The following is a 20,560-nucleotide window of genomic DNA, read 5'->3' on the forward strand; positions in this document are numbered from 1 at the left end:
GGAAATCAAACCCATCTGTCGAGGCGGTAACTTTGGTTTTCTTTTGGCTTACATTAGCATTTCAAACGGTCAGTAATAAAATTGACCAAATTGTAGCAGCAGAAAACAAGCGTGCTGAGTCACTATCTACCGAACAAGCTTGTAATGCTTATCAAAGAGAAATTCCACAAATTATTGACCAAATTAACCAAATTCCAGACTTGCCTCCCCACTTAATTGAGAGTTTGCAAAATGGCCTCCGTAGCAGCAATATCAGATTAACAGACATTAGGCAGCAGGCAGAAGCAAGCTGAAGATACAGAAATTATGCAGAATATTCGCAATTCTGCAACAAAAATCAAAACTATTCATCTTTCTCAAGAAGCGCTTCAAGAAATTGAAAGTTTACAATCTCGCTTCAATTATCCCGATAAATTTCAGGATGAACTTGCTAAAATTGTGCAGTCAATTCAAAACAAAATCACTAGCGATCGTTCTAGTCTGGCGAATCTCTGCACTCAACTACAGTCAGTAAACAATCTCACAGAATTAGATGTTATTAAGACTGAATACGCCAAGCTTGATGTTGTTTTTCAAGATTCGGCCGATTACGAAAATTATCAAGAATTACAACCACAAATCCAGAGTTTAAAGCATGATCTAGAGCAAATACAAAGTCTAGAAATTCGTTATCAACAAAGTGATTTTATTCCTAGTTGTGATGATGCTTTGGCAATAATTGCTAGTGGAGAGTTGAATATTTATAAGGCTGACCGCTTTCAAGAGAGGATTTCTCTGTTAGAAGCAAATTTTAGGCATAAAATAGAAGAATATGAACAAAAACAATCGCAAATTCTCCAACAAAAACAAGCTGCTGCCCAACAATGGGTCAAAGATTTAGAAAACAGTTGTACTCAAATAAACCAATCGGTTGATGATGCAGAGAAATTAGAAGTAGCAAACAATCTACTTGAGCAAATTCAAGCTGAAAAATCTGATTATATTAGCTTAATTAGTGTTACAGAAACTCAGTTACTAGAGAATATAGAACGTCAATGCGTTGAGGAACGGAAGAAAGATATAACCAATCAAATTTTCGTACTGTTACGGCAACTTCCCCGTTTAGAGCAACAAAAGGTGTACGAGAGGTTAGGGCAAATTCTCTCAGAAAAGACGGATGAGCGATAAACATATCATATTAGACCCTACTGGATTATACGATATTCCCTCCGGCTATATCCAAATTACAACAGAGGTGGAATGGATACAGTTCTTTGGTGTCAGTGCCGATCCTTGCTGGGTAAGAGGTGAGCGATTATGCAAATGGGCAGAAACTTGGCTGCGATCGTGGAATAGAAGTGAGGAAATCACGGTGATTAAGCAGCATCCCCGCTACATATTAGGACAATTGTTTGCTAATGTACCGTTACCCCATGACTGGACTGACGAGCAACTACTGATTCTGACTACCAAGTTAGATTCTTATCCCCAAGACAACCCCATTGCCCACTTTTTAGCAGACAATATCACCAACAGTAATGGACAGATATGGTTTGCCCAAGCCTCGATTTCACATCTCGCCACTTGGTTGTCAATTCTAATTCCAGAGGAGTACAAACCCCTAGAGCGAGTTTGGCAGCAACGTTTCAAGGAACATGAGTTAGCAAACTATTACCAGACTGAAGATAAATTATTGTTCCTACGTCGCTGGTTAGGCATAGCAGAACCAGTCTTCAACGACATCGGCAAGTATCCCTTGCCAGTTCCCGACTTCCTCAGACAAGAGTTTGACAACTACTGGGAACAACTCATATCTCGCACCGAAGGTAAAGTTATAGATACTCTAATGCCTGCTAACCAAGTAGGTATGGAGCGAATTGCAAATTGTGCTTACAAGGTTCTTGGCAATCGACCTAACTGGATTAATCAAGTCAGGGAAGCCAAAGTTATCCCTTATCTTAGCTATCAGCAGAAGCAAGAATTAAATCTTAATCAACATCCCCCCCAACCCCTGGCTTTAGATGCTACTCCTGGGCAAGCTTTGGCTTGGGCAACAAAAGATTACCTGCCTTTCCGTCGCTGGGAAGTTATTAAGCAACCTGCCGTTGCACCAAAAACTAGTGATAGTTTGGCGGATAGCTTTGTTGAGTGGATGCTTCAGCACTATCCCCAGATGCAGATAGACTCAGTAGAAAATTCCTACCTCAACTACAGCGTTGCATCAAAAGTACAAAATCTTTGCCAAGATAGTCCTGTTTTTTGGGTTGTGGTCGATGCCTTAGGATGGCTAGATCATCTAGAACTTTTGTCTTTACTAACGAATAATTACAAACTGGCTGTAGAAACTGCCATTGAGCCTCGGTTTAGTATCTTGCCCACTAAAACAGAGTATGCGAAATGGAGCCTATATGCTCAATTGTTGCCTAGTGATTCTGCTTGGGTTGCTGATGCTGGCAAAGCTTTTGTGAAAATGGGCATGGGCAAACGTTATACAGATAGACAAGTTGACATACTTGACAGCGCTTTGAGAAAAAAGACTTCTAAGTTGTATTGTTGGGATACAGATGAGTTCGATAGTCTTTATCACACTCAAAAAGATTGGCAAAGTCTTTACAAACTTGACCGTCCCCACGCCCTAGAAGGTATTGCCAAGAGAATTAATTACTGTTTGCAACAATACCCTGACCCAGATGCACTCAGAATCGTTATTGCCAGCGATCATGGTCAAATGATGGGTACTTCCGAAAAAATCACCCACTGCCCCCCAGAACTGGAAGCCAAGGGGAGAATGGCGATTGGTAAAACTGATGATACTAGGTTTGTGGTTTTAAAAGGCGATCGCTACGGTCTTCCTCACGATATTAGTATAGTTAAAGGCTCGGCTAGCTTAGGTTCTTTTAGCTACACTAGCAATAAAAAAATTATCGGTTCTCACGGTGGGCTATTTCCCGAAGAAGTTGTGGTCGGCGTATCTGTTCTGCGAAAATCGATCCAACGTCTTCCTGTGCTGGTTTTTTGCTTTGGTGAAGGCAAACCTAGACAGGCAGGAGAACTGGAAATTACTATTGAGAATCCTAACTCAGTGCCGCTAACAGACCTTTACCTATATATTCACGAACTACCTGATTTTCAGCAGGGAAAACTATTAGAACAGGAAATTGCTGCTAATCAGCGCTTCAGTTTTCAGATAATAATTCCCGAAGTACCCACATTGCCCCCAAATTCTCCGGGAAATAACTTATCTTTAACTGGCAAATTAACTTTTATATTTGCCTGTGCTGAAATTGAAAGCGCTGCCCTAACTCCTGACTCAAAAATTATTATTAACCAAATATATAGTAGTGGATTTGATATAGATGAATTCTTGGGAAGCAACAACCTATAATAACGATTTGGTTCGTGAGGTTTTCGGAAATCTCTGTATTGATAAAACTAGACTACCATCTAGTGGACTCAGTTCTATTGGCGTGCCTAGTTTTGTGGCTGAATGGTTGTTAGATAAAATAGTGCCCGGTTCAGGAACACTTACATCAATAGAATTAGAGAAAATCAATAGTTTTATTAAAAAAGCATTTCCCCGGAAAGATGACCGGAATGAAATTATTTTTGACCTCACTCAAGGGGAAATCCGAAAACTCATTGCTTTAATGCAGGTACGCATTAAATTAGAGCAGGGAGGAAGAGTAATTCCTGAACCATTGGCACAAATTCCTGCATTAAATTTGACTGAATGTAGCATTGCGACTGATATTGTCGAACGTTATAAAATACTGCTACGCCAAGGAATATGGGGCAAAATTACTCTGGCTATGCTTCCCGATGGCAAAGTGGAAGTGATGGATTTTGAACCATTTCAATGTTCACAAGTTGATTTACAAGGTTATGCGGAATGTCGGGCAAAATTCAATACACAACAATGGCGGGATTTAATATTTTGCTCAATGGGTTTTAACCCCCAGCATCCCAGTTATCAGCAGGAAGCTAAAACATGGATCTTAGCTAGATTATTACCATTAGTGGAAGCTAATTATCATGTCATAGAATTAGCTCCTAAAGGTACTGGAAAAAGTTTCTTTTTTGAAAATATCAGTAGTAAAGTTACTTTAATTAGTGGTGGTAAAGTTACTCCTGCCCAATTATTTATCAACGGCAGAACTAAAGAAGTTGGGTTACTCGGTCGTCATGAAGTTGTGGTTTTAGATGAAGTTCAAAGTTTAACCTTCGATAATCCGGAAGAGGTGATTGGTCCACTTAAAAATTATCTTGCTAGTGGTCGTTATAATCGCTCTGGTTTTGCAGATATTTCTAGTGACTGCGGGTTAGTGATGTTAGCTAATATTGAATTAGATGATAAATTAGAACCACGTAATGAAGATAATTTAATTGCTAACCTCCCCAATTTTCTTGCTGAAACTGCATTATTAGACCGATTATCTGGTATTATTCCCGGCTGGAAAATTCCGAAGTTTCAAAGAGAAATGGTAGCTTCTCAAGTTGGTTTAAAAATGGATTTTTTTGGTGAAGTATTGCTATCTTTACGCCAAGATAATCGCTTCAGATTCTATGTAGAACAGCATACTAAATTTGCCAAAAATGTGACTATTCGCGACCAAAATGCTATTCTCAAATCAGCATCAGGTTTTCTTAAAATTCTCTATCCTCATTTAGAATTAACATTAATGGACTACGAGCGCGATTGCCTGGAACCCGCTTGTAAACTACGCCAAGCAATCCGAAATTCGCTATATTATCTCGATGATGAATTCAGGCAGTTTGGTAGAGAAATTTATGTGGAGACAAAGTAAATACTATATCCCACTAAAAGAATCACCAAAAATATTGATTTTCTACTACTGTTGTTTGGCGGGTGGAGGAGTCGTATTTGAGGAGATATTCGCGGGCGATCGCTTCGTTTTCTCGCAGTGTTTCTACTTCTTTTTTGCCAATCTCAGTATCCGTAGATAACAAAATCACTTGATGGCTGGCGGATGGAAAGTAACGTTCAACTAGGTTGCTGCGGTGCGAGGAGTCTAGTCTACCTAGTGGCGTATCAATTGCTACTGGTAGTCGGTGTCCAGAGACTTTGGCTAAACCCCAGAGGAATGCGATCGCAAGTAATTGTTTTTCGCCTGCTGACAAACGATGTTTAGGCACAGGTTTACCATTTAAATCGTAAAGCAAAAGACTAAAAGTCTTAGTATCAATGGTAATGCGATGCACTAAGTCTGATTTATGCAGGAGATAAAGGAAACAATTTTTAACTTCCTCTTCTAATTTATTGAGTTTTCGCAGAGTTAATTTTTCACGAAAAATCTTGAGCGTGTTTTGAACTTTCGCTGCTGAGGTGATAATATGTTCGCTATTTTTATGCTTAATATTTTCTACAGTATAATCACTTAATTCTCTTTTTGACTTGGCAATAATAGTTTCTAATTCAGCTAAACGGCGGCGAATTGTTTCGTAATTTGCTTTAGCTTCAACAACTTGATTTTGTGCCGCTTCTAGTGCCTGACGCAGCTTTGTATAATCTTCTGGTGCTGCTGCTGTTTGCACTTGCCTTTCTAAAGTGTGAATTTCTTCTTCTTTGTTTTTGAGAATAGTTAATTTCTCTTTTGCAGAAAGTTTAGAATTTTGTAAGTGATATATAAGATTATCTAGCTGACTTAAAGTTTCATCATCAGCTAATAACCAAGGTGCTTCCGTCTGGAGAGTCTTTGCATATAAACTATCTACATCTTGGATTAAAAATGATTGGATTTTTTCGACTTCTATCGGAGAAATTTCTACTTTATTTAGCCAAGTAAGTAAGCGCTGATCTCGTTCAATTAATAAATCTTTAGAAATCTGTACCTGTTGATGGCGAAATTCTTTTTCTCCCTGTGCTTGCACCTGATTAAGCAAATTAGGAATTAATGCCAGAGGTAAAACATCAGCAGCTAATTCACACATTGACTGACGTACTTGTTCAATTTCCGCAGTTTTTGTATTTTGCTGTAGTTCTAGTTGATTGCGTTCTGCTGCAATCTTTCCACCTTCAGAAATAAATTTATCAAAAGCTTCTTGCTGCTTTTGTTCTAATTCTTCTACCTGATTTTTGAGAATTTCTACTTTCTGTTCTGTGGTTTGATAATCTTCTTGCTGTTGGGTTAACCTAGTTTCAATTTCCTCTAGATTTGCTAAATCTTTACTATTACCAACTTCTTTCAGTTTACGGTTAACTAAGATATCTAAATCAACTGCTAAACGATCTGCTAACTCTAAACCTAACAATCCACGAATTGCGTCTACTACAACTGGTGGTGGTGTTTCCTGTTCTGCGAGTTCTTTAACTTGTTCGCCATCAAAGAGAAATAAGTTAGAAATCCCTAATGGCAGAAGATTTTCAATATATTCATCCCAGATATTAACTAAAGCATCAGGCCAGGTATCACTGTCACCTAAAATACCTAATGTATCTTTACCGTCTTTAGGATTTTTTGTCCAACTACGCACAACCCGGTATTTTATTGGTTTATCGTTTTCAATATGTTCAAAAAGTAATTCAATCCGGGTGTCTGCAACTGGATCTATTTTGTTGTTAACACATTGATTGAGAAAATCGTTATAACTTAAATTACCACGGGTAGAACATTGGGCGCGAGCGCCATAAAGAGCGAGACGAATGGCATCCATGAGGGTAGTTTTTCCACCGCCATTCATCCCACCTAATAAGATAATTGGGTGTGAGGTTTCCTCATCGATTTTTGGGTTAAGGTTGATTACCTGTTTCCCACTGTAGGGGCCAAAGTTTTGTAGAACGAGTTCAAGAAATATCATTGATTTTTAAGATTAACATGAGTTCGACAGCGATCGCAGAAGCAGAAAGTTTGTGATGAAAGGAATCAGATAAAATTAATTAGATGGTTTTGTCTGACGCATTGAGAAAAAATATTGTCTATGAAATATAGATAATACCATCACTAACTGTTAAGAAATGCGATTGCATCTGTCTCGGTGTTGGTAAGCGTGGCTAGATTTGCACACCTCCAGCTTGAAAAATCTGTTCGGCGGTTAAATTCAATTCTGGGAAAGTAGGCGAGACAATATGGGTATCGCCTTTAAATTGAGTAACTTGGTACTCACCATCAATTAATTGATAAATGGATATAGTAGGCAGTTTAGGATTGCCAATAAACTTTCTAGCACCTATAGCCGCGTAATCTATAATCCAATATTCGGGAATACCTATAGCCTCATAATCAGCTAATTTTTTGTAGTAATCATCTCGCCAATTAGTACTAACAACTTCAATAACTAAGGGAATAGATATAGCTTGAGATACAGTTGATTCTTTTTTCCATAAAGACTCATTGACTAAATTTGGTCGATTGATTATTAAGATGTCTGGTGAATAAGCTGATTCAACTTCAAATGGCTTGACTAATACAGTTTTTGGAATGAAGTAAGGAAGTTTTTGTCGCCCAATTTCGATAGATATATTTAGCGCCAAAAAACCAACAACATCCTCATGATCACCTACTGGTTGAGCCATTTCAACAATCACGCCATCATGTAATTCGTATCTCCCACCCTCCGGCCGCCAAGCTGCAAAATCTTCAAAAGTTACTAATTTGTGTATGGCTTGAATCATAGAACCTCACTTGTTTTAAGATAAACCAACTTTGTCAAGCGTTCTTTAAGTAGTTTAGTTGACTCCCGTCTTCTATTATTTTGAGTTTTCCTTTTTAAATTTCATACTTGCCCAAGTTTGAGGTTTTTCAGTCTCCTCTGTAGGAGGAGTTGCGGATACATTATTGTTTGAATTTACAAATACTTCATTTGCTGTATCTTTTATTTCATCCACGACCTCAGCATCACCCAATGTCAGTTGCTTAAACTTTTCCCTGAATTTTACAACATCGCCTTGACTAATAGCTTCTCTTAAATCACGTTTTAAATGAGCATTATCAATTGCATCTTTTTGGGAGCGCGAACTCGTATCAAAACATTTCTCTAAAGTGTTGTATATTCCCGTGCGACGAGTCTTTTTGCGATATTGGTGTTCTGTGTCTAATAGCTTTGCCATGAGTTCAAAGTGCATAATATCGCCTTCACAAATTTCTTCTAGTACTGCCCATTCATCTACACCTAACAGGCTATAATCAGCACCAGGACGTGGGTCTGTGAACTCTTCACCAGTCACTTCTTGATAAATTCGGGGTAAGCTATCATCAAATTCGTGTTTTTCTTCTAGCCAAATGCGGCGAATTTCGCTCATCTCCTCTAAAGTAATTAAGGTGATATCGCGCATATTTTCTGGCGCTGTACGACGGGTTTTTGTTTGCGCTTCTAATAATCGTCTGAGCCAATGTTCCCGCCAATATTTTGTATAGGGGCCAGGTATTGGTTCAACAGATATTTCCCCATCTTTGTTACGTTCAAAAAGTTGGACTTCACCCCAAATTCTTCTAAAGTCTCTCTTATCCCAGTCCTCTTTAATGTCTAGTTCATTACGAATATCCAATAGAGGTTGCATCCATTCTTTGTCTTCATCATTCTGGATCATCGCTTCCATCGATTTATCCTGACTCACCAATGTGCAAACCCAACAGCCAAATCGGGAATCACCACAACTAGGAGTAGAAGTATCAACAACTAGAGGACACTCATTATCTGCTGTTGCACCTCGATACAAAGTAAATAAGTCTTTGTTGTTTCCTCCCCAAGGATTCTGCCACTGCATCAAGTAAAGCCATACTTCATCATTACGCCAGTCTTCGATAGGAGTATAAACGAGGGAATTAATCAAACTCGATCTAGGACTCAGGCGATCGCGCACCCGTCCTTTTTCGTGCTTTTCCATAACGGTCGCACGTTTGTTGCTTTCAGCCTTACGCATACCTAAAACGAGAATTACTTCACCATTATCTCGAACCATGTTACGGATAAAGGTATTCGCAGGCTGTATTTTCAGCCGTTCAGTACACCACCGAAACCGCATACGCGGCGCAGGATAGCCTTTGCCAATTAAGTTTACCCAAAAGGTATCTTTGACTGCGGGATAAAGCAGATGAGTTTCAATTGGCATCCCTCTTTCTTTTGCAGCAGATGCTAGCTGGTGCATGGATGTACGAACCCAAGCAGAAACAATTGGATTTTCTACCTGAGTGTCTGTCGTAATAACATGAATTGTTTTAGTTCTTTTTTCTGGAGGAAGAGCAGCGATCGCATTCCAAACGAGTTGCAATACTGCACTCGAATCTTTTCCCCAAGACACGCCTAAAACCCAAGGTACTTGGTCTAAACAATACAATTCTTGAATTTCGGTGGTAAGAGCTTGGATATAGTCCACTAACTCTGCTACAGTACGTGCTTGCTGACTTTTATTCTCTGGTTGTTGTGCTGTAGTCATTTCTCCCTACCTCTAGAAACACTGGTCTAATATCTGGACAAATAGAATTTGCAGTAACACAGACAAAATTCACCTAAGCGGGTTGAAAAAAGTTTTTAAAAACTTTAGGACTGATATACACTTTTTTAGATAATTAAACTACATAATACTATTCTGTTTTTAAAATTTAACATGAAAGATAGTGCATCTGACCCAACTGCTGACATCGCTAGAGAATACCTGGAACGGGAAAACAAGGAAAAACAGGTACTAGCTTTACTCCTAGAGAAGTTTTTAGGGAGAAAAGATCAGATTCTCGTTCAAAAAACCGAGATGGGTGGTACTGAGGCTTATGTTAGCTCTGTTACACTGGAATGGTTTGCAGGTCGGGTTCACTTCGCCTCTGGCTTACCTCTGTTTCAAAAAAAGTATAATCCTGAAACTGATAATGTCGAGATTGACGCGGATAGTATTGATGAAATTCAACAGCGTCCCCTTGATTGGTCACGTCAAGCGCCTCTAGTACAGTATTTGGCTGCTAGACACAATCATAAGTTTCCGCCAGTGTTGGTAGTAATTAATCAACCGTGGGTGGATAATCCTAAAGCTGCTGAGTGGGATAGCGAAGGACGCGCCACAAAGTCTACTACTGATTTTATACCCTTAGATAAAGACGCTAAAGTAGGTCTGCTAAATATTTCTGAGGATGATGTGACTATTTATGCGCTAGATGGGCAACATCGACTGATGGGTGTTCAGGGGTTGATGGAGTTAATCAAAACTCGTAAACTCCAGCGCTATAAAAAAGATAAAGGTGCTGATGACAGTTTTATTACAGTCAATGATTTGATAGAAAAGTACCAAGTAGACCTTGCTTACTTGCAAAATTTACCCAAGGAGAAAATTGGTATTGAGTTCATCTGTGCGGTAGCGGCTGGGGAAACTCGCACTGAGGCGAGGCGGAGGGTAAGATCGATTTTTGTTCATGTCAACCTGATGGCTGCACCCTTGACTAAAGGTCAGCTAACGCAGTTAAATGAAGATGATGGTTTTGCGATCGTTGCTAGAAAAATTGCAGTTACACATCCACTATTAGAACAACGACAAGATCGCAATCCTCGTGTTAATTGGAATAGTGCAACAGTGGCTTCCAATTCTACAGTTTTGACGACTTTGCAAGCTCTACAAGATATGTCTGAGCGATATTTAGTTCATAAGTTTCCTCACTGGAAACCTTTGGAGAAAGGTCTAATTCCCATGCGTCCAGAGGATGAAGAACTTGAGCAGGGAATTGAGGAATTTAAAAAGCTATTTGATTCTTTGGCTAGTCTTTCTAGTTATAAAATTTTAGAACACGAGGATACACCAGCTTTACGACGCTTCAGTTTTGAAAAAGATGGAGGTGAAGGAAATATGCTTTTCCGTCCAGTTGCTCAAGTTGCATTAGCGCAAACTTTGGGAATTTTGGTTTATAAAAAAGGTTTTTCCCTGGCAGATATTTTTAAGAAACTGCGGAAGTTTGACCAGCAAGGTGGCTTTAGTGGTATGGAATATCCCCAATCTCTCTGGTATGGGGTTTTATATGACCCAAATAAAAAGCGGGTGCAGGTTGCTGGACGAGATTTAGCGGCGAAGTTATTGATTTACATTTTGGGTGGAGTTCAGGATCACATGGAGTCTGCTGAACTTCGTAAGGCTTTAGCAGATGCTAGGACTGTGGAAAATAGAACGATAGGTTTTGATGGCGAGTTTGTTGATCCAAAAGCTGTAGGACTTCCAACGATTTTATAACTAGCAAATTTAATGATAATTCCCAATATTCTGTGTTATTAAATTTTAAGACACTTGTTCTGCAATTGTTCTACTCACAAAACGATTTGAACCTAAAGGATCATGCCCAGAGCAAATAACACGTAGATTTGTTGGGTTCATTGCACCTTCAGGATGTCTGGGAAATACAGTCAACTCTGCATTATCTACAGTCTGCTCACAACCTCCCTCATATTCGCAGCATCTACGTACAGACAAAAGTCGAACAATCCAAAAAGGATGAGGAATACTTTGTTTACCCAATTTTGTATGATTTAATATACGTGGTTTCAGTGCAACATCATACAAAGAAGTTCGATCGCTTTTGTGAGAGTTGCACCAACCACATGCTAAACGAAGGTTATCTTCTTCATTACCACCTTTTGAAAAGGGCACAACATGGTCAACTTCAACAGAAATATGCCGTTCTGTCAAACCATGTAATCTCATGTAGTCAACAAACTGAGGAAGAGGAACTTCCTGATAGTTGGTATATCCCAAAAACTTATTTTCAGCCCATGTGGTAAATTTATATCCACAAATCCAACAACGCTGTTCTGTTCCGTAGATATCCCATAACATTTTTCTATTTTCTAAACTCAGAGAAATGCGTTTCCTCTCCTTTCTTCGTTGAACTTCTTTATCTACTAATCTCGCAATATACTTTGTAATTTTATTTCGCTCATCTTCAGAAATGCCTGGAAAAATAAGAGGTACTCTTTTTTGAACTGTTTTTACTATGTAGGCATAGCCTTGAGAAGAATTAGCAAATATATCTGGATTGCAGATGGACTCAATAAACCATTGTGTCCACAATATATGTATATCAGCTCTTAGTAAAGTTCCTCGACCGCTCATGATAAAGTCAGGTACTCTCTGATTTGCAATGTTATTGAGACTCCTGATATCCCAACAAGCTTCAATTTTGTCTGCTGTAGTCTCAAGAAAAGAGCTAATTTCTGCAAATTCCATAGCTATAATGAAACTTAATTGCCAAGGGGGTCACGATATTGAGTTGATCTTGGTAGTCTTTGTGGATCTTTTCTATACTCTACCCAAAGCTTTGACCACCTTTTTTTAATACCAGGTACATCTTTTTTCACTCCTTTCAAATTCCATTCTCGGTTAAAGTAATCACGGTCAACATCTTTCAACCATTGATTAACAAGAATAGGGATATCATTTGTACTATCGATTTTAATCTCCCGTTCACATAAAAATTGAAAGAAATCTGATGCAAGAATAGTCAATGATGTTTGGTTAAAGATATTTGACTTAACTGGAGAACCCCAGTAATGAGATGCTTCATCATTATTTCGAGAAGCTAGTTTATCACGTACTGAAGTCCAAAATAATATAAATACTTCTCTCCAACAACCATCAAGCTGACGCCAGTAGTTGAAAGCATCTTCACATTCTTCAAACTCCCAATTCTCAATAATTTTTGATTCAGGTAGGTAACAACGTCTCCATTTATCAGCATAATCAACACTTTCATGAAAAAGCTTACCTCCTTTTAGTTCCCGAAAAATTTTGACTATAGATGCAAGAACATTCCATTTAAGACGGTCTTTACTATCTGAAGCAAGTCCTCTTTCAACTAAACCAAAAAATGGACTATTTTGAGATCGAGTCAGAAAAGTTACTGCTCTTGATTCTTCAAGCTTAATACCTGCTAACTCAAGTCTATCTGATACTCTAGTCAATTCCTCGTTAGAAAGACTAGTAGATATAATTGTTCCCAGTAAAGCAGTTTTTATCGGTGTTGCTTTTTGATTTACAACTACAAATTGAAAAACCTGTTCTGCTGGATCTGTATTCATCAGTAGTGAAATTGGCAGTTTACGCGCTGCATCAGCTTCTATTTTTATTTGAGCTTCTTCTGGTTCAATATTATCATCTATAATTGCTTTTTCTATTAACTCTTTATATGCATCTTGCATGACTAGCTCTTTAACAGATTTAATCGCTGCTCGAAGCCTATGTTGTCCATCGACAACAACTATAGGGCGCAAAAACGAAATCATTGCGTCTTTTGAATAGTCTAGAAATTTGTCTCCATTAAAACTATCTTTTATTTCTTCTAAAACAGAAATATAAGCAGCAACCTCTTGCCAAAAATCTAAGATATGGGATTCATCGGTTAATGAAAGACCTAAATTGCCATCATCATCTGATTCTTCAGTAATTTCTTGATCATTTTCATAAGATTCATCTTGGTCGCTCTGAAAACTATGCAATATTGCTGCACGTTGTTTAAGTTCTAATATAATTTTATCGGGGACTATTTGAGTTACAAGTCCTGGAACTCTACGCTCTAAATCTGCTTTTACTCTTCTGAGTAAATCTAATAAGCTTAGTTTCTCTAAAAATTCACTTTTTACAGTTAGAAAACCATGTTGAATGCTCTCACTAATACTATTATCAATTTCACTTGGTTCAAAAATAACTAATTCACTTGCTTGACGTAATGCACAAAGTAAAGGATTTTGAATTATATTCTGTTCGTTACGATAAAAATCACTAATTTCTTTGATACGTTTTTTATTTTCTTCCCGTTGGAAACCAGTCGTTTCTTTTGATTGCTCTCCAATTTTCTTTTTCTGTGGTACACCTGCCCACATATCAATTTCTATAGCGGAAGCAGCAAAAAGTACCAGCCAATCACCAGAATTTGTTTGTCTTATGCGAACGGCTTTATATTTAAAGTTAGGCATATTTATTCCTATATTATATAAAACGACTTAAGTCAAAAGTTGTTTCTTCTTCCAGTGTTTCATTAAATCTTTCAGTCATCAAAATTAGAAGCAGCCTTTCTGAATAGTCTACTGCCCCTCGTAATTCCTGTTGTAATATCTCAAGCCCACCATTAGCATATTCTTCAAACATACGAAGGCGTTGATTTTCATATTTTTCGTTTTCATGAGATAAAATATTAATTTCTTTCGCTTCAACAATTGCTAGTAGCTTGATTACCAAATCATATCCCTTAATTAAGAAATGTTCTTGTCCAATTGGTGATGGTTCTCTTTTAGAAATTTCCCCCAAAGCCACCCGCTTTTTATGTTTGACACCCAAAGCTGCTGCAAACACAATCACATCAGCATAGGTTTGAAACGGCCCTGTTCCACCATCTGAAGACGTTAATGTTAAGCCCTTGACTAACTCAGCTTTGTCTTTAGCAACTCTGATTCTGCCAGTTTCCGCCATTGTTTTAATATCTCAGTCTAGCTATCTTAACCGAAAGTTAAAAGCGATGCCTACGGCTGGCTACGCCTACGCACCTAAGAACCACATTATTTTATACTAGTATGTGGGCGATCGCTAAACAAACAAATTATCCACTAACATAGTCCATCCTGGCACTGCGGGTTCAGCTTCAGCCACCTCACCACGGCGATAAACTTGCGGTTCTTCAGGATTACTAGCGCGATATACTCTGATAACTTCCTCTTTGAGTACGTCTACATCCCAAACTACCAACGTACCAGCCGCAAAATAATCACGGCGTTTACTAGCCATATCTTTTTCAGCCTTATCGCCGTAATCATTTTCGCTTCTCACCTCAGCAGCAAATACAGGCGCACCATTAAGAAACTTCCCAGCCGTAGGTTTGCCAGTATAAAATGCGGCATCAGGACTTAAAGAACGACGATGAGGGAGATTGACAATAAAACCGACATTATCAGGTAAAGCATAACCACTTTTTGTCAGACGTTCATAATCCCGTAGACTTGCATAAATTTCACCACCTGCACGTCCTGGTAAAAATCCAGTTGGAGACATCAGCACCAATTTTCCATTGACAATCTCTGCTTTACAATTGTCAGGTAAATGGTACAAATCTTCAATACTTGCCTCAGTTTTAATACTCATATAGCGTTTCATAATCTAGTGAGGTTAAGCTGTGCTTTATCTCTCCTTACTAAGGAGAGGGGTTGGGGGTGAGGTTTTTATCTTCTAATTAGTTAAGGATAATTTAAATTTTACATCTTCTCTTCTCTCTGCGTCCTCTGCGCCTTCTCTACGAGACGCTACGCGAAGGCGGTTCGTTTCTCCTAAACTTATATTGACAATTGAACATCCTCATAAACCAAAGAAATAGGAAAGTGAAAATCAACACTAGTTAAATGAACTTCATCTCCTTAACTTTCATCTTTATAAATCCCGCTACGATGTCCTACTTTAATTACAGTTACTATCAAAACATCATCATCTACTTCATAAACCACTCGATAATCTCCTACTCGAACACGATATGAATTATCATCACCTTGTAATTTTGACCCCGTTTGGACGCGGTTCTATTGCCAAGTCATTGATTTTAGTTTGTATGCGTTGTTGTACGTCTATAGGTAGTTTTCTAAACTGCTTTTTCGCACCCCTTGAAAATTTAACTTCGTAACTCACGCAACATCCTTGCTTATTTCGTTTCTTATTTCGTTTTGAATTTCATCCCAAGATACAGTGCCATTAATGCGTATATCTTCTCTAGCTTCTTTAATGGCTTTTAAGTCTTCTTCATCATCTACATCATCGATTTTTTTTAATAGTGCATGAATTTCAACTAAAGTACTGTCATAAGCTTGATGTAGCAGTACGTTGATATCTTTAATTAACTGTTCTCTTTCCTGTAATGTCATTTTTAATCATCCAAGCGTGAGTTTACTTTTTCTGCCACTGCCTCTAGTTTCGCCTAAACTAAAGTTGCAAACTGAACATCCTCATAAACCAAAGAAATAGGAAAGTGAAAATCAACGCTGGTTAAATGAACTTCATCCTCTACTTCATAAGGATGTAACTCCCAGAGTCCTCTATCATTTAATCGGAAGCAATCTAAACCAATTTTTTCAGCATCGATGAGGACATATTCTTGCAAAGTTTGAATGCGACGATACTGCATAAATTTTTTGCCCCTGTCGTAAGCTTCTGTACTAGGGGAAAGAACCTCGACAATTACACAAGGATACTGAATAAATTTAATCGCTTGTCTATCTCTTTCATCACAACTCACCACAACATCCGGGTAGTGAAACGGCCCATTCTCTGTTACTCCTACTTTTGCGTCTGCCATAAAAGCCCGACAAAAACCTCCCCGGAGATGATTTTTCAACGCCGAAGCTAAGTTTAAGGCAATACTAGTATGAGGAATTGTACCCCCAGTCATAGCAAAGACTTCACCATTGATATATTCGTATTTAATATCCTGGTGTTCTTCCCATTCCAGATATTCTTGGGGAGACATATAATTTCTGTCTGGACTCGCAACCATAACTTTATCCTTTAAAGATTACGTTCAACCGCGATAATTTCAGTATACTCAAACTCATTCGGACTTTGTTTCACCAAAGGATATCTTTCCCCACCCAATTCAATATAATCTTGTTCGCAATCCGGCTTAGAAGAATAATACGTCAGCACATATTCTCTACCAATTCTCTGTGTCATTTCTGCTTCAACTTCACCCCGCCACTGAGTTTTAGTTACTAAAACTATCAACTGATTCGCTAATTGGGGAATTGTCTTCGCAATGTGTCGCCGCGAATTCTCATCCAAACTACCAAAGGGTGAATCCATGACAATTGGGAAAGTGCTACTATCGGGAATCATCATCATTTTTCGTTTCTCACTCCATTCCCGCACTTTGTCAATAATGCTGGCAATAAAGGATAAACTGAGAATTTGATTCTCCCCCGTGGATGCTGCAACTGGTGCTTCTATGCCTGTGGTATTTTCTACTAATGTAAGTTCATATTTTTCACTAATTTTAGGAATGTATGGAGTCACAGAAATTTCCATGAATATTTCTTGCACTCGCTTTTCTAGTTGCAGACGAAATTGTTGTTCTTGACGATTTCTAACTTCCGTTAACCGTTCAATTGCATCTTGAGTAGCGTTAATTCGTCGTTGTGCTAAAGTTTGCTTGTCTTCATTTAGCTTTTGCTTGGCAATTTGTTTATTTAAACCTTCAATCTCAGTTGTGAGTTGAGCAATTTGCTGCTGATTTGCACCCTGTTCTCGATTCAATTCATCAATTTTACTTTCAATTTCATCTAAGCGTTTTTGTAAACTGCTAATTTCTTCATTAGCATCTTTTCGCAATCGTTCTTGAATATTGTCTAAATCGCCTTCAATTTGAGATATACTTTGCCTTAACTGATTAATTCTACTTTGTTCTCTATCAACTTCTTCCCAAAATCCTATAGCTTGATTATCAATTTCATCTACTTGAGCTATCATCCGAATTGCAGTTTCTTCCACCGCCGAGGAACCTGCTTTATTTAACCAGGTACTCACATGAGTATGAGAATGATTCCCTTCGTGTAACTCTGCACCACAAATACAGCGTTGAGAATTGAGTAAATCATTCACAAATTCTCGTGAAATTCCTGATGTTAACTCGCCGCGCTGCTTCAAATCATTGATGATTCCTCGGAACTGTGCTGTAGTTTCTGACAGTAAAACTGTATAACCCCGCGCGGAAATAATTTTTTTTAGTGCTTCCTTAGTTTTTTTATATTCTTCTTGATTCGCTACTTTCTGCGATTCTAAATACTGCCATCTTTCTTGCAATTCCTTAGCAGCGCTCAATTCTCGTAACCGATTACTTGTTTCTTTTTTAAAAGTTTGTTGATATTCTAACTCTTCTTTAATTTCCGTTTGCCGTTTGGTAATGCGTTCTCGTTCTCGTTCTATCTTTTCTTGCTGTCGTAATAGTTGTTTAATTTCAGAATCACCAATCGCTTTTAATTCATTTTCTAAAGTTTTTTTAGCATCTCCCAAATGTCTGATGGAACGATTGATTACTTCCACACCCAAGAAAATTTTTGTAGCTTCAGCAATTTCAGCTTTTTTGTCAGAACGAACTATTTCTTCAATTCGTTCGCCGTCAAAGAAAAAATATTGATGTAAAGTAGCGGGTAAAATTTGATTAATTATATCGTCTGGTTGCTGAGTTGGTATATTCCACTTTCCATCATCCGCACCAACCCACATGGTTAATTGAGTTTTGCCAGCGTCAAAGTCATTTTCGTTTTTATAACCTCGACAGGCGCGTTTAACTCGATAGCGTTTACCTTCATGTTCCCAGCCAATCTCTACCCAACATTCTACAGCTTGACCTTTTTGAGCTTCTGCGATCGCACGCTTATTAACTAACTGTTCTATCGATGCAAATGCTGCACTAAATTTCTCATATAATACCCAAGTAAAGGCATTCAGTAAACTAGTTTTACCAGAGCCATTATTACCATGAATAATCGTCGTGTTGTGAACATCTTCACCAGCCAGAATCATCTCTGGTGTCGTACCATAAAAGGAGCGAAAGTTGCATAGCTTGATTGAAGTCAGCTTCATCGCACCTCTTCCTTAATAATGTCCAAAATATGATCATTTATATGGCTGTTAATCTTCTTATCTAGCCTGCCTTTTTCCAGCTTCCATACCCGCTCAATAATTCGCCGCACTTCCGGCGGAGCGTTGTTTATTGGCTCTTGTACATCATCGATATTCGCATCTTGTGACATCTTCGGTTTGGAAATATAGTTTTTCTATATTTTAACTTTCTCTAGCACTACATTTACCTCTGTAAAGCCACTGTTAGTGTTATCTTTAATTTTGCCAAAACTATTTTTTCAAATTTATAATTTTCTTGAAAAAAGACTTTATTATTGAATTGTCTTCTGTTATTATTAATATTAACAATTTAGATAATAATGGAGTGTAAGTGAAATTTTTAAAGCCACTTACATCCCATTATGATCTAACTCATAATTTTATTATTTCATATTTAATGCTTCTTTTTTCAAAACTCGAAAAATTTTACAAAATAATACAACTATATAGTTCATCATCAAATATCTAATAAACCATATCGCTTTTGTAAATCAAGTAACTTCATTCTTGCAACGCCTGCATTATCAGCTAAATCAGCAAACTCCACAAAGCGACGCAATTCCTTTTTCAATAAATTGCGCTCAACTTCTATAGTTTCTCTATCTAAATCTGGTGGCAAAACAATCATGTCAAATATTGTTGCGCGTTCCTTAGCGGGATGAGGACGTAAAACTCGCCCCCGTCGCTGAATAAATTGGCGAGGATTACCAGAACTCGATAAAATCACGGCAGTTTGAATTGCTGGAATATCTACACCTTCATCTAAACAACGAATTGCGACTAAACCTTGCAATTCCCCGCTTTCAAATTGATGACGCAAAATTTCGCGTTCTTGTAAAGTTGTTTGGGCTGTATAGGTGCTTACCTTGTACCCCAAATCCACTCCGAGAATTTTAGCAACAGCTTTAAGTTGGCGTAGAGATGAACGTTGTCCCGCATCTTGGGAACCATCACTACAATAAAAAAGAGTGTGACTAGTTTCGCGGCGATTTACCATTAAATCCCGCAAAGCATTTAATTTATTTTCTGCCGCACCAATTAATCTTGCCCTTTGCATTAACAAAGGCTTTAAATCTTCATTGTCTTCAAAACTTCCTGCTTGTCCATTTTCTCTATCTCGGTAAAGTAGCGATCGCCCAATTCTTTTAGTTAACTTTAAATAGGCAATACTTTCAGCTTCAGTTAGTTCCACCAACACCGGATAATACAGATAATGTACCAAAGCCCCTTGAGCGATCGCATCCCTTAAAGTAAACTCTGGCTGGAGAACTGGACCAAAATAATCAAATAAGGATTGCGTACCAAAATCATCAAAATATCTCTCCGGTGTGGCAGATAAAGCTAGTCTCAACCCAACACTGCGCGGCAAACTTTCCTCTAACTTAGGTGCGCCTAAATTATGCGCCTCGTCCCCAATAATTAAAGTTTTGGCGGGAAAATATTTGAGTTGAGACTGAAACCCATCTCCAATTAAAGTGGAGTTCGTAGTAATTACAGTGACAAACCGTTGAGAACCAGAACGCAGATTATAAATTTGCGTAGAAAGTTGACTTTGCCAAGTGCGTAAATTCTCAAAAGCTAAAATGGGTTGCAAATTAAATTTTTCACATTCTCGCGCCCATTGGGTGACGAGATGGCGGTAGGGACACACCACCAACAAGACTTGTAAATTAATCTGTTGGTACAATTCACAAGCGATCGCTAATGCGGTAATCGTTTTACCACTACCAGTAGCCATTTTCAGCGTCCCTCTGCCATTGTTGGTAAACCAGCTAGCGATCGCTTGGCGCTGATATTGCCGCAATTGCAGAGACGGAGGCATTCTTGGGCATCCTGGTAATGGTTGCGTGTAATAACTGCCCTTACTTTCCCTTGCAAACGGTAATTTCAACCGGAAAGTGGGCAGTTGCTGCACTGGATTTTGCGTCAGGTACATAAAGCAAATGGGAATGGGGCATTGGGCATTGGGCATTGGGCATTGGGCATTGGGCATTGGGCATTGGGCAT

General features: G+C 38.4%; 18 protein-coding genes. 5 read left to right on the forward strand and 13 right to left on the reverse strand.

Annotation, left to right across the window (positions count from 1 at the left end):
• The 4 genes from HWQ42_RS17060 to brxL form a co-directional block, all read left to right on the forward strand.
• A partial coding sequence (locus HWQ42_RS17060; RefSeq protein WP_292814183.1) for a hypothetical protein occupies window positions 1-293 on the forward strand: 293 nt, incomplete at its 5' end.
• 13 nt (window positions 294-306) lie between these two features.
• Window positions 307-1,167, forward strand: a complete 861-nt coding sequence (locus HWQ42_RS17065; RefSeq protein ID WP_292814186.1) for a hypothetical protein — start codon at window positions 307-309, stop codon at window positions 1,165-1,167.
• A complete protein-coding gene (locus HWQ42_RS17070) occupies window positions 1,157-3,364 on the forward strand; it encodes a hypothetical protein (RefSeq protein WP_292814189.1) in 2,208 nt (735 codons plus the stop codon). The genes HWQ42_RS17065 and HWQ42_RS17070 overlap by 11 nt, the downstream gene beginning before the upstream one ends.
• Entirely contained in the window at window positions 3,336-4,784 is a 1,449-nt protein-coding gene (gene brxL, locus HWQ42_RS17075; protein ID WP_292814192.1) for a BREX system Lon protease-like protein BrxL, read from the forward strand. The genes HWQ42_RS17070 and brxL overlap by 29 nt, the downstream gene beginning before the upstream one ends.
• Before the next feature lie 22 nt (window positions 4,785-4,806).
• On the opposite strand, the gene dndD is transcribed toward brxL, so the two are convergent.
• The 3 genes from dndD to dndC form a co-directional block, all read right to left on the reverse strand.
• Window positions 4,807-6,795 carry a DNA sulfur modification protein DndD gene (gene dndD, locus HWQ42_RS17080; RefSeq protein ID WP_292814195.1) on the reverse strand — a complete coding sequence of 663 codons (1,989 nt, stop codon included), beginning with the start codon at window positions 6,793-6,795 and terminating at the stop codon, window positions 4,807-4,809.
• A 193-nt stretch (window positions 6,796-6,988) separates the two neighbouring features.
• Window positions 6,989-7,609: a Uma2 family endonuclease gene (locus HWQ42_RS17085; RefSeq protein ID WP_292814198.1), complete on the reverse strand. Its 621-nt coding sequence runs from the start codon at window positions 7,607-7,609 to the stop codon at window positions 6,989-6,991.
• A 75-nt stretch (window positions 7,610-7,684) separates the two neighbouring features.
• Window positions 7,685-9,370 (reverse strand): DNA phosphorothioation system sulfurtransferase DndC, encoded by a 1,686-nt coding sequence (dndC, locus tag HWQ42_RS17090; protein ID WP_292814201.1) that lies wholly within the window; start codon window positions 9,368-9,370, stop codon window positions 7,685-7,687.
• Window positions 9,371-9,541: 171 nt separating this feature from the next.
• Here dndC and HWQ42_RS17095 point away from each other — a divergent pair, with 171 nt between their 5' ends.
• Window positions 9,542-11,140: a DGQHR domain-containing protein gene (locus HWQ42_RS17095; RefSeq protein WP_292814204.1), complete on the forward strand. Its 1,599-nt coding sequence runs from the start codon at window positions 9,542-9,544 to the stop codon at window positions 11,138-11,140.
• 45 nt (window positions 11,141-11,185) lie between these two features.
• Here HWQ42_RS17095 and HWQ42_RS17100 read toward each other — a convergent pair whose 3' ends face one another.
• The 10 genes from HWQ42_RS17100 to HWQ42_RS17145 all read right to left on the reverse strand — a co-directional run bounded on the left by HWQ42_RS17100 (window position 11,186) and on the right by HWQ42_RS17145 (window position 20,489).
• The gene (locus HWQ42_RS17100) at window positions 11,186-12,130 is read right to left on the reverse strand and encodes an HNH endonuclease (protein WP_292814207.1); all 945 of its coding nucleotides are present in this window, start codon (window positions 12,128-12,130) and stop codon (window positions 11,186-11,188) included.
• 14 nt (window positions 12,131-12,144) lie between these two features.
• Window positions 12,145-13,875 carry a hypothetical protein gene (locus HWQ42_RS17105; RefSeq protein WP_292814210.1) on the reverse strand — a complete coding sequence of 577 codons (1,731 nt, stop codon included), beginning with the start codon at window positions 13,873-13,875 and terminating at the stop codon, window positions 12,145-12,147.
• Between the two features lie 13 nt (window positions 13,876-13,888).
• Window positions 13,889-14,368: a DNA phosphorothioation-associated protein 4 gene (locus HWQ42_RS17110; protein ID WP_292814212.1), complete on the reverse strand. Its 480-nt coding sequence runs from the start codon at window positions 14,366-14,368 to the stop codon at window positions 13,889-13,891.
• A gap of 114 nt (window positions 14,369-14,482) precedes the next feature.
• Entirely contained in the window at window positions 14,483-15,034 is a 552-nt protein-coding gene (locus HWQ42_RS17115) for a Uma2 family endonuclease (RefSeq protein WP_292814215.1), read from the reverse strand.
• A gap of 269 nt (window positions 15,035-15,303) precedes the next feature.
• On the reverse strand, window positions 15,304-15,390 hold the full coding sequence (locus HWQ42_RS35580; RefSeq protein ID WP_334812021.1) for a hypothetical protein: 87 nt from the start codon (window positions 15,388-15,390) through the stop codon (window positions 15,304-15,306).
• Between the two features lie 174 nt (window positions 15,391-15,564).
• Entirely contained in the window at window positions 15,565-15,801 is a 237-nt protein-coding gene (locus HWQ42_RS17125; RefSeq protein WP_292814218.1) for a hypothetical protein, read from the reverse strand.
• 53 nt (window positions 15,802-15,854) lie between these two features.
• Entirely contained in the window at window positions 15,855-16,430 is a 576-nt protein-coding gene (locus tag HWQ42_RS17130; protein ID WP_292814221.1) for a Uma2 family endonuclease, read from the reverse strand.
• Between the two features lie 11 nt (window positions 16,431-16,441).
• On the reverse strand, window positions 16,442-18,514 hold the full coding sequence (locus tag HWQ42_RS17135; protein ID WP_292814224.1) for an AAA family ATPase: 2,073 nt from the start codon (window positions 18,512-18,514) through the stop codon (window positions 16,442-16,444).
• A complete protein-coding gene (locus HWQ42_RS17140; RefSeq protein ID WP_292814227.1) occupies window positions 18,511-18,684 on the reverse strand; it encodes a hypothetical protein in 174 nt (57 codons plus the stop codon). The genes HWQ42_RS17135 and HWQ42_RS17140 overlap by 4 nt, the downstream gene beginning before the upstream one ends.
• 326 nt (window positions 18,685-19,010) lie before the next feature.
• Complete coding sequence (locus HWQ42_RS17145) at window positions 19,011-20,489, reverse strand: DNA phosphorothioation system restriction enzyme (protein WP_292814230.1); 1,479 nt, start codon at window positions 20,487-20,489, stop codon at window positions 19,011-19,013.
• Between the last annotated feature and the right edge of the window lie 71 nt (window positions 20,490-20,560).

Source organism: Nostoc sp. JL23, assembly GCF_017115065.1.
GTDB lineage: Bacteria > Cyanobacteriota > Cyanobacteriia > Cyanobacteriales > Nostocaceae > Nostoc > Nostoc punctiforme_A.